The organism is Bradyrhizobium diazoefficiens, assembly GCF_016616885.1.
Classification (GTDB): Bacteria; Pseudomonadota; Alphaproteobacteria; order Rhizobiales; family Xanthobacteraceae; genus Bradyrhizobium; species Bradyrhizobium diazoefficiens_F.
On sequence record NZ_CP067102.1, the window covers coordinates 7,765,193 to 7,780,073 of the forward strand.

The following is a 14,881-nucleotide window of genomic DNA, read 5'->3' on the forward strand; positions in this document are numbered from 1 at the left end:
CATGTCTCCTGATCTTCTCAAGCTCATCTTCGGCCGTCTCGGCATCGATTCGCTGCCGCTGCACGAGCCGATCCTGGTCGGCACCTTCGTGATGGTCGCGCTCGGCGGCGTCACGCTGCTCGCCGGCCTCACCTATTTCCGCCTCTGGGGCTACCTGTGGCGCGAGTGGTTCACCACCGTCGACCACAAGCGTATCGGCATCATGTACATGATCCTCGGCATCGTGATGCTGCTGCGCGGGTTCGCCGACGCGCTGATGATGCGTGCGCAGCAGGCGCTCGCGTTCAACGGTTCCGAAGGGTTCCTTCCCGCCCATCACTACGACCAGGTCTTCACCGCCCATGGCGTGATCATGATCTTCTTCGTGGCGATGCCGCTGGTCACGGGCCTGATGAACTACGTGGTGCCGCTGCAGATCGGCGCGCGCGACGTCTCGTTCCCGTTCCTGAACAATTTCAGCTTCTGGATGACGGTCGGCGGCGCGGTGCTGGTGATGGCCTCGCTGTTCATCGGCGAATTCGCCCGCACCGGCTGGCTGGCTTATCCGCCGCTGTCGAACATCGGCTACAGTCCTGATGTCGGCGTCGACTATTACATCTGGGCGCTGCAGGTCGCCGGCGTCGGCACGACACTTTCCGGCATCAACCTGATCTGCACCATCGTCAAGCTGCGCTGCCCCGGCATGACCATGATGAAGATGCCGGTGTTCACCTGGACCGCGCTCTGCACCAACATCCTGATCGTCGCCTCCTTCCCCGTCCTGACCGTGGTGCTCGCGCTGCTCTCGCTCGATCGCTACGTCGGCACCAACTTCTTCACGAACGATTTCGGCGGCAGTCCGATGATGTACGTGAACCTGATCTGGATCTGGGGCCATCCCGAGGTCTACATCCTGGTTCTCCCCGCCTTCGGCATCTTCTCGGAGGTGACCTCGACCTTCTCCGGCAAGCGGCTGTTCGGCTACACCTCGATGGTCTACGCCACGGTGGTCATCACCATCCTGTCGTACCTGGTCTGGCTGCACCACTTCTTCACGATGGGCTCGGGCGCCAGCGTCAACTCGTTCTTCGGCATCACCACAATGATCATCTCGATCCCGACGGGCGCGAAGATGTTCAACTGGCTGTTCACGATGTATCGCGGCCGTATCCGCTTCGAGCTGCCGATGCTGTGGACGATCGCCTTCATGTTGACCTTCGTGCTCGGCGGCATGACCGGCGTGCTGCTCGCAGTGCCGCCGGCCGACTTCGTCCTGCACAACAGCCTGTTCCTGATCGCGCACTTCCACAACGTGATCATCGGCGGCGTGGTGTTCGGCGCGTTCGCCGGCATCAACTACTGGTTCCCGAAGGCCTTCGGCTTCAAGCTCGATCCGTTCTGGGGCAAGCTGTCGTTCTGGTTCTGGGTCACCGGTTTCTACATGGCCTTCATGCCGCTCTACGTGCTCGGCCTGATGGGCGTGACCCGCCGCCTGCGCGTGTTCGACGATCCCTCGCTCCAGATCTGGTTCGTCATCGCCGCGATCGGCGCCGGCCTCGTCTTCCTCGGCATTCTCAGCATGCTGATGCAGTTCGCGGTCTCCTTCCTCAAGCGCGAGCAGCTCAAGGACGTCACCGGCGATCCCTGGGACGCCCGCACGCTGGAATGGGCAACCTCCTCCCCGCCGCCGGACTACAACTTCGCCTTCACGCCCGTCGTTCACGACAATGACGCGTGGTGGGACATGAAGAAGCGCGGCTACCAGCGTCCGCTCACCGGCTTCAAGCCGATCCACATGCCCAGCAGCACCGGCACCGGCGTCATCCTCGCCGGCTTCGCCACCGCGATGGGATTCGGCCTGATCTGGTACATCTGGTGGCTGGCGGCCGCGAGCTTCATCGCGATGCTCGCCGTCGGGATCGGTCACACCTTTAACTATCACCGTGACTTCGACATTCCGGCCGACGACGTCATCCGGACCGAGGACGCGCGCACCAAACTGCTCGCCGGAGCCAAGTAAATGACTGTCGCCGTCAATCCCACTCAAACCGGCGAGCCGGTCTTCTATCTCGCCGACGAACATCCGCATCCGGAAGGCTACAGCACCTCGCTCGGCTTCTGGATCTACCTGATGAGCGACTGCCTCATCTTCGCGATGCTGTTCGCCGCCTTCGGCGTCCTCGGCGCCAACTACGCCGCCGGGCCCGCACCGAAGGACCTGTTCGACCTCAATCTGGTCGCGGTGAACACCTCGATGCTGCTGCTGTCGTCGATCACCTATGGTTTTGCGATGCTGACGATGCAGCAGAACAAGATCGCCCAGACGCAGATGTGGCTCCTGATCACCGGCCTGTTCGGCGTCGCCTTCATCAGCATCGAGCTCACCGAGTTCGCCCACATGATCCATGAAGGCGCCACGCCGCAGCGCAGCGCCTTCCTGTCCGCCTTCTTCACCCTGGTCGGCACCCACGGCCTGCACGTCAGTTGCGGCCTGATCTGGCTGGTGACGCTGATGGTGCAGGTCTGGCGTTTCGGCCTGATCGAGGCCAACCGCCGTCGCCTGATGTGCCTGTCGATGTTCTGGCACTTCCTCGACGTGGTCTGGATCGGCGTCTTCACCTTCGTCTATCTCCTGGGAGTTCTGCGATGAACACCGACACCCACGCCGCCCATGCGGACGGCCATCATCACGACGACGGCCACGCCCATGGCACGTTCTCGACCTACATGCTCGGCTTCGTGCTCTCGGTGGTGCTCACCGCGATCCCGTTCTGGCTGGTGATGAGCGGCGCGCTGCCGAGCAAGCAGATCACCGCGCTGGTCATCATGGCCTTTGCGGTCGTCCAGATCGTCGTGCACATGATCTACTTCCTGCACATGAGCCCCAAGTCCGAGAATGGCTGGAGCATGATGGCGCTGATCTTCACCATCGTGATGGTGGCGATCGCGCTGTCCGGTTCGCTGTGGGTGATGAACCACCTCAACAGCAACATGATGCCGATCCACGAGATGACGGGAATGAAGTGAGCGGTCCCGTGAGACCCTGGGATAACGAACCGCGCAGCCCGGCAAGGGCTGCGCGTCCGCATCTGTGGCTCACGGTTCTCTCGCTCGCAGCCTTCGTTGTTCTGATCGCCCTCGGCATCTGGCAGGTCGAGCGGCGCGCCTGGAAGCTCGCGCTGATCGACCGCGTCGAGCAGCGCGTTCATGCCGCCGCCCAGTCGATCCCCGCGCGCGCAGCCTGGCCGGCGATCACCGCCGCAGGCGACGAATACCGGCATGTCAGCGTCTCCGGCCGCTTCCTGCACGATCGCGAGACCCTGGTTCAGGCCGTCACCGAGGAAGGCCCTGGCTATTGGGTGCTGACGCCGCTTCAGCGCGCCGACGGCACGCTTGTCCTGATCAACCGCGGCTTCGTGCCATCCGAGCGGCGCGACCCATCGACGCGCCAGGCCGGCAATCCGGACGGCCAGATCGAGGTCACCGGACTCCTGCGCATCACCGAGCCGAAGGGCGGATTTCTCAGGGACAACGTGCCCCAGCACAATCGCTGGTATTCGCGCGATGTCGCCGCGATTGCGGCCGCACGCGACCTCCAGAACGTCGCCCCCTTCTTCGTCGATGGCGATGCCGGATCACAATCCGGCGGCGGTCCAATCGGCGGATTGACCGTGATCCGCTTTCCCAATAACCACCTGATCTACGCGCTGACGTGGTTTGCCCTGGCTTTCATGCTGGCCGGCAGGCTTCTCGTCACATTCGGCGGCGGGCTGTTCCGCCGCAAGCGCTTCGTCCACGAACCGGCCGGCGGCTCCGATGCTTCCGCCCGCAGGACGGGATCAGATGCTGGAACGATCGTCGAACCGACCTGACGACGGGAACAATTTTGGCGAGCTGGCCGTCACGCTTCAGTCGCAGGCGGACGCGCGCAGCGAGCTGATCGGCGCGGCCCCGACCGACGACGAGACCAACCGCAAGAACATGGCGCTGCTGATCCAGCTGCGCTGGACCGCGGTGGTCGGCCAGATCGTGACCATCGGCGGCGTGCATTTCTGGCTCGGCATTCCGCTGCCCCTGACCCGCATGGGCGCGGTGATCGGCGCGCTGGTGCTGCTCAATGTCTCGAGCCTGGTCTGGGTGCGCCATCGCGCCGCCATCACCAACAATGAGCTGCTGGTCGCGCTGATGCTGGATGTCGCGGCGCTGACCGCGCAGCTTTACCTCAGCGGCGGTGCCACCAACCCCTTCACCTCGCTGTTCCTGCTTCAAGTCACGCTCGGCGCGGTGCTGCTCGATGCCCGCTCGACCTGGTCGCTGGTGGCGCTGAGCTGCGCGAGCTTCGTGTGGCTGACGATGGCCTACCGGCCGCTCGAGCTGCCGCCGAATCCGCTGAGCGAGACCTATACGCTCAGCGTCACCGGCATGCTGCTCGGCTTCATTCTCAACGCCGTGTTGCTGGTCGTATTCGTCACCCGCATCAACCGGAATCTGCGCCAGCGCGATGCGCATCTGGCGGCACTGCGCCAGCACGCCGCCGAGCAGGATCACATCGTCCGCATGGGCCTGCTCGCCTCCGGCGCGGCGCATGAGCTCGGCACGCCGCTCGCCTCGCTTTCCGTCATCCTCAGCGACTGGCGCCGCATGCCCGATCTCGCCGCCGATCAGGAGTTGGCCGAGGACCTCACCGAGATGGAAACCTCGCTGCAACGCTGCAAGTCGATCGTGACAGGCATCCTGGTGTCGGCCGGCGAAGCGCGTGGCGAAGGCTCCTCGCCGACGACGGTGACCGCCTTCGTCACCGCGCTGGTCGAGGAATGGCGCAACGCTCGCTCGGCGCGGACGCTCTACTTCGTCAACACTTTTGGCGAGGACGTCGCGATCGTCTCCGACATCGCGCTGAAGCAGGTGATCTTCAACGTGCTCGACAATGCCTATGAGGTCTCGCGCGAGTGGGTGGAGCTGCTCGCCGAACGCGAAGGCGACAATCTGGTGCTCTCGATCAGCGACCGCGGCCCGGGCTTCGCGCCGGAAATGCTGGCCCAACTCGGCAAGCCCTACCAGTCGAGCAAGGGCCGCGCCGGCGGCGGGCTCGGCCTGTTCCTGGTGGTGAACGTGGTGCGCAAGTTAGGGGGCAGCGTCACCGCCGAGAACCACAGGAAGCGCGGCGCCACCGTACGCCTGACCTTGCCGCTCGCTACACTCGCGATCGGAGGCAGTTTTGACGCCTGACCGTTCGCTCATCGTCGTCGAGGACGACGAAGGCTTTGCGCGCACGCTGAAGCGCTCCTTCGAGCGCCGCGGCTACGAGGTCGTGCTCGCCGCCTCGATCGACGACGTCCGGAAAGTCCTGGAGGACCGATCGTTCGGCTACGCTGTGGTCGACCTCAAGCTCGGCGGCGCCTCCGGTCTCGCTTGCGTCGAGCTGCTGCACACCCACGACGAAGAAATGCTGATCGTGGTGCTGACGGGCTTCGCCAGCATCTCGACCGCCGTCGAGGCCATCAAGCTCGGTGCCTGCCACTACCTCGCAAAGCCCTCCAACACCGACGACATCGAAGCCGCCTTCAACAAGGCCGAGGGCAATGCCGAGGTCGCGCTGGACGTGCGGCCGACCTCGATCAAGACGCTGGAATGGGAGCGCATCCACCAGACGCTGATCGAGACGGATTTCAACATCTCGGAAGCGGCAAGGCGGCTCGGCATGCACCGCCGCACGCTGGCACGAAAGCTCGAGAAGCGGCCGGTTAAGTAGGCTGCTCTCGCCCGCATGCGTCTACGCGAGCAGGAGCTGCAATGGAGTGGCGCCTGCGCTGAGTTCGGTTGAGCATTGCGGTTGACGATCAAATCGGGTAGGAGGAAGCCTTGCGGCTTCCCCCTCCCACACCACCGTACGTACGGTCCCGTATACGGCGGTTCGTCAAGCACGATTGAGGTGGCGGTGCAGTCCGACGAAGGACGGCAGGCCGAGTTGCGTGAAGAAGGCGGCGCGATAGGCGTCGTTCATGTGGCTGGCCCCGGCATTCCACCAAGGGCCGCGGCCGTTGTAGGCCGACCGCCATGCCCGCTCCGGATCGAGCCCGCGTTGCATCAAACGCTTGAGGCGTGTCCGTGGCCGTTTCCACTGTCGCCAGAGAACACAGCGCAATTTGCGCCGCATCCAGCCGTCGAGCTCCTCGAACACCCCTTTGGCCTCCGCCAGCCGGAAGTATTGCAGCCAGCCGCGCAGGATGGGGGTCAGGGTCTTGACGGTCGATGCCAGTGTTCGTCCACGCCCTTGGCGCAGCGTCGTCCTCAGCTTGCTCCGCAACCGCTTCACGCTTTTGACCGCTACCCGGAGGCGCGGCTGCTTGTGAGCGGTCATGGTGTAGCCGAGGAAGGTCCGCACCCAGGGACGGTCAACCGCGCTCTTCGCTGCGTTGACCTTGAGCCTCAACCGCTCGGTCAGGAATCGCGTGATCGACGCCATCACCCGCTCGCCGGCCCGTCGCGTCCGAACATAGATGTTGCAGTCGTCGGCGTAGCGGCAGAAGGCATGGCCTCGTCGCTCGAGTTCCTTGTCCAGATCGTCGAGCAGGATGTTCGACAGCAAAGGTGACAGAGGGCCGCCTTGCGGCGTGCCTTCGCTCCGTGCCGTCGTAATCCCGCCCGTCATCAGTCCAGCCCGCAGGTAGCGGCGGATCAACCGCAGCACCCGCTTGTCCGCAACCCGGCGCGCCACCCGTGCCATCAGCACGTCGTGGTTCACCCGGTCGAAGAACTTTTCCAAATCGAGGTCGACGACAAAGCGTCGACCCTCAGCCACATGCGCTCGCGCGGCAAGCACCGCGTCGTGCGCGCTGCGTCCCGGACGGAAGCCGTACGAGGCCTTGGAGAAGCCTGGATCGAACAGCGGCATCAGCACCTGATGCATCGCCTGCTGGATCAGCCGGTCTACTACCGTCGGGATGCCAAGTTGGCGCACCCCTCCGCCAGGCTTGGGGATTTCCACCCCGCGCACCGGCTGCGGCCGGTAGCGGCCTTCCAGCAGTTCCTCTTTGATGCGCGGCCAATGCTCCTTCAGATACGGCTGCAATTGCTCCACGGTCATCCGATCGATGCCTGCAGCGCCCTTGTTCGCCATTACCCGACGGTAGGCCGTCATCATGTTCGCTCGGCTGACGATCTCCTCCATCAGCCGCGCTTCCACCTCCGGAGGGGAAGGTTGCGGTCTCGCCGTGGCGATTGATGCACCCAGCCCCTGCTCTGGCGGCTTCCGGCCGCTACCCTCGGGGTGAGCACGACGCATCTCAGCGTCATCGTCTGCATCTGTTGGCACCATCGACAGGCCGGCCTCCTCCGGTACTCGACGTTCGGCCCTTCGCCGGCTTGGTGCTGCCGGTTACTACGGCCTCTGCTGACTTCTGCCGCCCCATCCCGACGCCTTGCGGCGCCGGTAGCACACCCGTTGCCGGGGGCAGGACGGCAGACCTCCCAGGGTCAGTCGCGTGACCTTCGTGCCATCTACCTGTCGCATCTACGGCCGCACCCTCCGAGTGATATCGGGCTTCGGGTATTTGGGCTCCCTCGCCCGGATGCGGACGCCTCTTATGCGCTTGCTGTTCGTCAGGCCGGCACTTTGCTTACAGCTTCCTTCAGACCCCGCCTCGCGACGACGCCCTTGCTGTTCGGCTAACGGTTCCTATCACCAAGGTCCGTAGAGGACTCACACCTCCAAGTCATCGACCGGACACCACTCCGGTCAAATCGCGCCACTCACGGCGCTCCGCGCCATGCCTGGCGCACCCAAAAGCAAAAAGCCCGGCCAACCGGCCGGGCTTTTGATTGCTTGCGATCGACACGAGACGCTTATGCGGCCTCGTCGGCGACGGTGGTGCCGTCGCCATCGGTATCGTCGGTATCGCCCTCGGCATCCGTCTCGCCTTCGCCGTCGGCGGCTTCCGCCTTGGCGTTGCGGCGCGGGCTCTTGGCGAGCTGGGCCTCGATCTCCTTGACCGCTTCGGTCTCGGTCGAGTGCTGCACCACCGCGATCTCGCGAGAGAGACGATCTAGCGCCGCTTCATAGAGCTGACGTTCGCTGTAGGACTGCTCCGGCTGCGACTCCGAGCGATAGAGGTCGCGCACGACTTCCGCGATCGCGACGATATCGCCCGAGTTGATCTTCGCTTCGTATTCCTGGGCGCGACGCGACCACATGGTGCGCTTGACGCGGGCGCGGCCCTTGAGGGTCTCGAGCGCCTTCTTCACCAGCGCGGGCTCGGACAGCTTGCGCATGCCGACGTTGGCGACCTTGGCGGTCGGAACGCGCAGCGTCATCTTGTCCTTGATGAAGTTGATGACGAACAGTTCGAGCTTCGCGCCGGCGATCTCCTGCTCCTCGATGGCCAGGATCTGGCCGACGCCGTGAGCGGGATAGACGACGAATTCATTGGCCTTGAAGCCCTGACGCTGGGTCACGACCTTCTTTTCCTCGACCTTCGGCGCAGGTGCAGCGGCCTTCACGGCCGGCTTCGCAGCAACGGGGGCCTTGGCAGGAGCGGCAGCAACAGGAGCCTTCGGAGCAACAGGCTTGGCAGGAGCCTTGGCAGCGGGAGCCTTGGCAGCAGGAGCCTTGGCAGCAGCAGGCTTGGCAACGGTCGCTTTCGCGGCCGGTTTGGCAGTCTTGTGAGGCATTGCGCTTCTTTTGTTCTTCGAGGACTTTGCAGCCGGCGGCGCCTTGGCAGCGGCCCGACCCTTGGATGCGCTACGGCTGGCCGCGGCGACTTTTTTGGCCTCCTTATGGGAAGCCCTCGCTGAAGTACTCTTTTTACGCGTTTTCTGTGACACAGCCTGCGCGCGGAAACTGCCACGCCCCTGTTCGACATTTGGTTTCACGGGAACCCGGCGGGGCCAACTGGGCTGACGAGGGGTTCAGCTTAATGTGCCTAATATAGCACATTTCCCGCAAAAATCAATGATTTAGGGGTCTTCAGGACTGGTTTCGACGCTGACGAAGGTATTAGGGTTAAGTTTGCGCCGGAATTTAGTCTCCGGAGCCGGGGTTCGGAGAAAAATATTTCTCGAACTTCCCTTCCATCCCGTCGAATTCCTTCGCGTCTTCGGGTGATTCTTTCTTCTGGGTGATGTTCGGCCAGCTCTTGGCGTAGTCGGCGTTGACCTGAAGCCACTTTTCCAGGCCCGGTTCCGTGTCCGGCTTGATGGCATCGGCGGGGCATTCCGGCTCGCACACGCCGCAGTCGATGCACTCATCCGGGTGGATGACGAGCATGTTGTCACCCTCGTAGAAACAGTCGACCGGGCAGACCTCGACGCAGTCGGTGTACTTGCACTTGATGCAGGCTTCAGTGACGACGTAAGTCATCCAACGCTCCGAAAAGCTTATTCAAAAGTCGCGGCTTGCGTAGCGCGGATGGCCCGGCGCTGCAAGCTCGGGAAGCCCCGATCATGACGGCTTTATGCCGTTGATCGGCCAAGAAATGAACGCGACGCGCAATTAATTGCGCTTTGCGTCGCCGACTTCTTCGTAGAGCACGCGCGCCGAGGCAGCATCGCCGCGGCGCTCGTTGAAGCCGGTCACCTTCAACACGCGCACAGTGCGATCAAGGGCGACGGTGATGACGTCACCGATCTTGATCGCGTGGCCCGGCGACTTCTCGCGCGTGCCGTTGATGCGGACATGGCCGGACTCGACGAGTTCAGCCGCGGAGGTGCGCGCCTTCACCACCCGCGCGTGCCACAGCCATTTGTCGAGGCGCTGCCGCTCGGTCGTGGCATCACTCCTTGCGACCGGCGAGCTGCTCTTTCAGCGCGGCGAGCTTTGCGAAAGGCGAGTTCGGGTCGACCGGACGGTCGCGCTCGCGCGGGTTCGCGCTCGAGGCGTAGGGACGCAGCGACGGACCGCCCTGGCGGTCACGGCCCTTGTCGCGGTCGCGGCCACGATTATCGCGGCCCTTGTCGCGATCGCCGCCGAACTTCTTATTGTCGCGATTGCGATCGCGATCCTTGTTGTCGCGGTCCTTGCCCTGGAAGCTGCGATTCCTGTCGTCGCGCCCCTCCTGGCGCGGCGCGCCCTCGCCGCCACCTTCGCGCGGCTTGCGGAAATCCCTGCCGCCGTCCCTGCGATGACCACCATGACGATGACGCTCGCCAGGCTTCGCGCCTTCGGCTGCTTCGCCAGGCGCGGCCGCCGCAACTTCAGCACCGGCCTGCGGACGCTGGTTGTTGTGGCGCTGATGGCGATGGCGCTCGTGGCGCGGCTTGCGATCCTCGTGACGGCCGCCGGGACGCCAGACTTCGACGAGCTCCGGCTCGGCGGGTGTCGCCGCTGCTTCAACAGGCGCAGCAGCATCGGGTGATGCAGCAGCTTCCGTTGCAGCGATTTCGGCGGGAGCAATTTCAGCGGCGGCCTCTGCGGGTGCAGCAGCTTCTTCCGCCGGCGGTGCGATGCCGGGGGCATCTTCCGGGGTGACGGGCGCTTCGGGCGAGGCTTCGAGCACCGGCTCTTCGTCCGCGGGCTCGTCGTGCTGCTCCATGCCGGGCGCGTCTTCGACGGTGACGGCTTCGATCGCGGCATCTGCGGGCGCAGCGGCCTCCTCGGCAGCAGCTTCAGCCGCCGGCGTCTCCGCAGCAGGCGCGACCGGCTTCGGCGGCAACGGCGCACGCTTCTCCATGCGATAGCCGAGCGCGCGCAGCACCGAGGCGAAATCCTCGCCGGCGGAACCGGTGAGCGAGGTCATCGCCTGCGTCACCACAAAGCCGCGGCCGTCGAACGCGCCGGCGGGCTTTTCGCCGGGCGCGTTGTCGCGCCAGGCCAGCGCCGGGCGAATCAAATCGGCCAGGCGCTCCAGGATGTCGACGCGGACGGCGCGCTCGCCGGCCTGCTTGTAGCCGAGCACGCGATAGGCATCGCGCGGCAAACTCTTGTCGACCGGGAACGAGGTGCGGCCCGATGATGCCAGATGCTGCGCGCCTGAGAGCGCCGACAGATCGACATTGTCCTGCTTCAGCGCCCACAGCAGGGCTGCCAGCGCACGCGCGGCGGGCTTCAGGATGCCGGGGAAATAGATGTGATAGGCGCCGAAGCGGACGCCGTATTTGCGCAAGGTCGCGCGCGAGGGCTGGTCGAGATCCTTCAGCTCGTTGGCAATCTTCGGCCGTTCCAAGACGCCGAGCGCCTCGACCAGCTGATAGGCGATGCCGCGGGCAATGCCGGTGACGTCCTCGGCCTTGGATAGCTCGAACATCGGCCCAAGCAGCTTCTCGATATGCGTCTTGAGCCAGAGGTCGAGCCGCGCCTGCACCTTCTCACGGGGGCTACCGGTCAGCCGCTCATCCGAGATGATGCGGATGCGCGGATGCAGCGCCTCCTCTGCGGCGGTCAGCCGCGCCACCGCGTCACCGGTCCAGCGAATGGTGCCGTCCGAGGTCAGCACGAACTGATCGTCCGGTGCGTTGCCCAGCCTTTCGGCACGCGTATTGATCTCGCCGGCGAGCACCGCTTGCGCGGCAGCCTGCAAGGCTTTCGCATCGGAGCCGGCTTCCGCCGCATCCGGTGCAAAGGTGAAGCCATCGAGGCGGCCGATGACATGGCCTTCGACGATGACTTCGCCGGTCTTGCCGATTTCCGTATTCAAGCTCGTGTTCTCCCGCAGGCGGCGCATCAATACACTGGTCCGGCGATCAACGAAACGCTCAGTCAAGCGTTCATGGAGCGCATCCGATAATTTATTTTCGACCTCGCGGGCGATCCCCTGCCAGCGTTCGGGGTCTTTCAGCCAGTCCGGGCGGTTGGCGACGAAGGTCCAGGTGCGAATCTGCGCGATCCGGGCCGACAGCGTGTCGATGTCGCCGTCGACGCGGTCGGCCTGGTCGACCTGGGCGGCAAACCAGGAATCGGGGATGCAGCCCTTCTGCATCAGAAAGCCGTAAAGGGTGGTGACAAGCTCGGCATGGGCGGCAGGCGACAGCTTTCGGTAGTCCGGGACCTGGCAGGCCTCCCAGAGACGCTCCACGGCGGCATTGCCATGCGCGATATCGCGCACCTCGACGTCGCGGGCGGCGTGGTCGAGCACGCGCATGTCCTCGGCGATCGGCGCGCGCGTCAGCGTCTCATGGCCGGGGGACAGGTTCAGCGAAACCTGGAGCGCGCCGAGGGAGGAGAAATCCAGCTTCGAGTTGCGCCATTGCAGCATCTTCACGGGGTCGAAGATGTGGTTCTGGAGCGCGTTCACCAGCTCCGGCTCGAACGGGCCGCAGCGCCCCGTCGTCCCAAACGTGCCGTTGCGCGTGGCGCGCCCCGCACGCCCGGCGATCTGGGCGAACTCGGCCGGCGTCAGCCGGCGGAACTGGTAGCCGTCGAACTTGCGATCGGAGGCAAAGGCGACGTGGTCGACGTCGAGATTGAGGCCCATGCCGACGGCGTCGGTGGCGACGAGATAGTCGACGTCGCCGTTCTGGAACATCTCGACCTGCGCATTGCGCGTGCGCGGGCTGAGCGATCCCAGCACCACGGCAGCGCCGCCATGCTGCCGCTTGACCAACTCGGCGATGGCGTAGACCTCGTCGGCCGAGAACGCGACAATCGCGGTCCGGCGCGGCTGGCGCGTGATCTTGCGGTCGCCGGCGAATTCCAGCTGCGACAGCCTGGGACGGGTGATCATGGAGACGCCGGGCAACAGCCGCTCGATGATCGGGCGCATGGTGGCTGCACCCAGCAGCAGCGTCTCGTCGCGGCCGCGGCGGTTGAGGATGCGGTCGGTGAAGACGTGGCCGCGTTCCAGATCGGACGCGATCTGGATCTCGTCGACGGCAAGGAAGGAGACGTCGAGGTCGCGCGGCATCGCCTCGACCGTCGAGACCCAATAGCGCGGGTTCTTCGGCTTGATCTTCTCCTCGCCGGTGATCAGCGCCACGGCCTCTGGCCCGACGCGCCCGACGATCTTGTTATAGACCTCGCGCGCCAACAGCCGCAGCGGCAGGCCGATCATGCCCGAGGAATGCGCGAGCATCCGTTCGATGGCGAGATGGGTCTTGCCGGTGTTGGTCGGCCCGAGCACCGCCGTGACGCCAGCGCCAGGAACGCGATTGGAAAGCGCGCGCTCGGACGCGAAGGGGGAGGGAGAAAAGGCCATGTCTGAATGATTAGGTAATGGCGATTGGGGCGAATGTCAGTGCTGTTTGGGGCGGTGCGGTGCGGATCGCTCGCCACACGCACAACTGTCATCGCCCGGCATGACAGCGGAGAACGCGGTGACGCTTCCCCAAACCTCGCGCAACTGTCTCACTTTGCGACGCTTTTCCCTGTGTCCTTAAGCTTCGGAACGACTCTAGAACGAATCGCGGCCGAATCGCTGACTCCCTGGTGAGTCCTGTTACGTTCACGCAACATGTCGCGGGGCTCTTGTTTCCATCGCACTAGATGGAGTTTTGGGCTGTCGCACAAGCGACGATTTGGTGCCCGATTTCCTTAAGTTGGGGATGGCGCGGAGTCGAATCAGAATCGGCGAGGAGTCAAATGGATTCCGGGAAGCGGAGGCCCGCTCAGCCCATTTCGCGAAAACAACCCCATGCACAGTAGCTAAGTCATTGATATCACTAAGGAGGCCGCAGCCAGCCGAATCTCGCTCGCCCGTCGTCCCCGCGCAATGGCAAAAGCCATTGTCGCTGGAGGTGCGAGTGGTGCGGTGCGTAGCATCGCGCCGGGAGCCTCGAAGGATGGACGGCCCGGCTGAGGGGCAGGCGCTGATGTCCTCGCGGGAACAGCCGGGCTGTCGTCCTTCGAGGGCCGCCGAAGAGGCGGCCACCTCAGGATGACGGTCTGAGAGGGGAGTACGCGGCCTCAGACTTTACTGCGTCTTCGCCACTCTTGGCGGCTGGGCGGTGGTGATGAAGCTGGTCGCTTCCAGCATGGCCGGCCCCAGTGGCGTCGGCACTTTCAGCCAGAACGGAACCAGAATCCGCGTGCCGGCGACCGGCGCGAAGGCGATTTCGATGTTGCGCTGGGCGGCGAGGTATTTGATCACGGGGCGATCGGGGATGTAGCCGGCGATCGGCACGAAATAGAGCGCGCAGACCACGACCGGGCCGCGATAGCCCTTCTCGGCCTTCACCGTCTCCATGCGCTTGAAATCGAGCTTGAGCTCGTAGCGCATGCGGCCGTCGAACACGGGCGCGCTGCCATGGCAGGCCTCCGGCGACAGCGGATCGCCGGTGCCTGGCACGCGCACCAGTGAGGCCGTCATCGGATCGAACACGCCGCGGCGATGGGCGTCCGTCACCACGATGCGGTCGGCATCGACAGGCGGTTCCGGAATGATGCCGAACTCCTTCACATTGCCCTTGTCGAGGGTGATGTGGATCTCTTCGGTCTTCTTCGAGGTGGTGGTGGAGGCCTGGTAGGCCGACGCGACCAGCGCGCCATTGACGATGCGCCCCTGCGAGGCGCCGGTGCCGGACCCGCCCGCGAACGACTTCAAAATGCCTGTGGTGCCACCGGAGGCGGCGGCGGAAAACACGTCGTCCTGGATATCGATGTTCCAGGCGCCACGGCCGACCGGAATGCCTGATAGCGTCGCCTCATACTGCGCCTCGAGCTTGCCCTGCGCCGCCGCAGGCTCCGCCGCCCACGCCAGCACCAGCCCGCCAACAGCGGCCAGCGCCAGCCGGACGACAACGGCCAGCCGGCCGGCCGAGCGCAGCCGGGGCGGAAGGAGGGGTGACGTGTGCACGAGACGATCCAATCGGGAAGCGAGTGTCTGTTACTTAAGCCTGTTACGGCCACAAGCAATGCATCCGGGCGCTAAGAGCCGGGAACTCACCAGACTCTTTCGGCGGTGAATACGCCCTTTATGTGATGGTAAGACGCTTTAAACATTGCCATTTTGGTGATCGGCCCATGTCTTCGCCC

12 protein-coding genes are annotated in these 14,881 nt (G+C 64.6%); 6 read left to right on the top strand and 6 right to left on the bottom strand.

The annotated features are described in order from the left end of the window. Position 1 precedes the first annotated feature (1 nt). From cyoB to JJC00_RS36305, 6 genes are read left to right on the top strand one after another with little or no spacing between them, the layout of a single operon-like run. Positions 2 to 1,999 (top strand): cytochrome o ubiquinol oxidase subunit I, encoded by a 1,998-nt coding sequence (cyoB, locus tag JJC00_RS36280; protein ID WP_200470508.1) that lies wholly within the window; start codon positions 2 to 4, stop codon positions 1,997 to 1,999. Next, positions 2,000 to 2,629, top strand: a complete 630-nt coding sequence (gene cyoC / locus JJC00_RS36285) for a cytochrome o ubiquinol oxidase subunit III (RefSeq protein ID WP_200470509.1) — start codon at positions 2,000 to 2,002, stop codon at positions 2,627 to 2,629. Continuing rightward, on the top strand, positions 2,626 to 3,006 hold the full coding sequence (gene cyoD / locus JJC00_RS36290; protein ID WP_200470510.1) for a cytochrome o ubiquinol oxidase subunit IV: 381 nt from the start codon (positions 2,626 to 2,628) through the stop codon (positions 3,004 to 3,006). Before cyoC ends, cyoD begins: the two co-directional genes overlap by 4 nt. An 8-nt stretch (positions 3,007 to 3,014) precedes the next feature. Then, positions 3,015 to 3,851, top strand: a complete 837-nt coding sequence (locus tag JJC00_RS36295; protein ID WP_200470511.1) for an SURF1 family protein — start codon at positions 3,015 to 3,017, stop codon at positions 3,849 to 3,851. Next, positions 3,823 to 5,208 (top strand): ATP-binding protein, encoded by a 1,386-nt coding sequence (locus JJC00_RS36300; protein WP_200470512.1) that lies wholly within the window; start codon positions 3,823 to 3,825, stop codon positions 5,206 to 5,208. Before JJC00_RS36295 ends, JJC00_RS36300 begins: the two co-directional genes overlap by 29 nt. After that, positions 5,198 to 5,731: a response regulator transcription factor gene (locus JJC00_RS36305; RefSeq protein WP_200470513.1), complete on the top strand. Its 534-nt coding sequence runs from the start codon at positions 5,198 to 5,200 to the stop codon at positions 5,729 to 5,731. Before JJC00_RS36300 ends, JJC00_RS36305 begins: the two co-directional genes overlap by 11 nt. 165 nt (positions 5,732 to 5,896) lie before the next feature. Here the strand turns inward: JJC00_RS36305 and ltrA are convergent, their stop codons facing one another. The 6 genes from ltrA to JJC00_RS36335 all read right to left on the bottom strand — a co-directional run bounded on the left by ltrA (position 5,897) and on the right by JJC00_RS36335 (position 14,630). Next, the gene (ltrA, locus tag JJC00_RS36310; protein WP_246773922.1) at positions 5,897 to 7,150 is read right to left on the bottom strand and encodes a group II intron reverse transcriptase/maturase; all 1,254 of its coding nucleotides are present in this window, start codon (positions 7,148 to 7,150) and stop codon (positions 5,897 to 5,899) included. A 674-nt stretch (positions 7,151 to 7,824) separates the two neighbouring features. Then, on the bottom strand, positions 7,825 to 8,649 hold the full coding sequence (locus tag JJC00_RS36315) for a CarD family transcriptional regulator (RefSeq protein ID WP_200470514.1): 825 nt from the start codon (positions 8,647 to 8,649) through the stop codon (positions 7,825 to 7,827). Between the two features lie 349 nt (positions 8,650 to 8,998). Next, positions 8,999 to 9,337, bottom strand: coding sequence for a ferredoxin FdxA (gene fdxA, locus JJC00_RS36320; RefSeq protein ID WP_200470515.1), 339 nt, complete (start codon positions 9,335 to 9,337; stop codon positions 8,999 to 9,001). Between the two features lie 132 nt (positions 9,338 to 9,469). Further along, positions 9,470 to 9,700 carry a S4 domain-containing protein gene (locus JJC00_RS36325; protein WP_246774042.1) on the bottom strand — a complete coding sequence of 77 codons (231 nt, stop codon included), beginning with the start codon at positions 9,698 to 9,700 and terminating at the stop codon, positions 9,470 to 9,472. Between the two features lie 49 nt (positions 9,701 to 9,749). Next, the gene (locus tag JJC00_RS36330) at positions 9,750 to 13,106 is read right to left on the bottom strand and encodes a helicase-related protein (protein WP_200470516.1); all 3,357 of its coding nucleotides are present in this window, start codon (positions 13,104 to 13,106) and stop codon (positions 9,750 to 9,752) included. Between the two features lie 714 nt (positions 13,107 to 13,820). Continuing rightward, complete coding sequence (locus JJC00_RS36335; RefSeq protein ID WP_200474349.1) at positions 13,821 to 14,630, bottom strand: DUF3108 domain-containing protein; 810 nt, start codon at positions 14,628 to 14,630, stop codon at positions 13,821 to 13,823. Positions 14,631 to 14,881 lie beyond the last annotated feature (251 nt).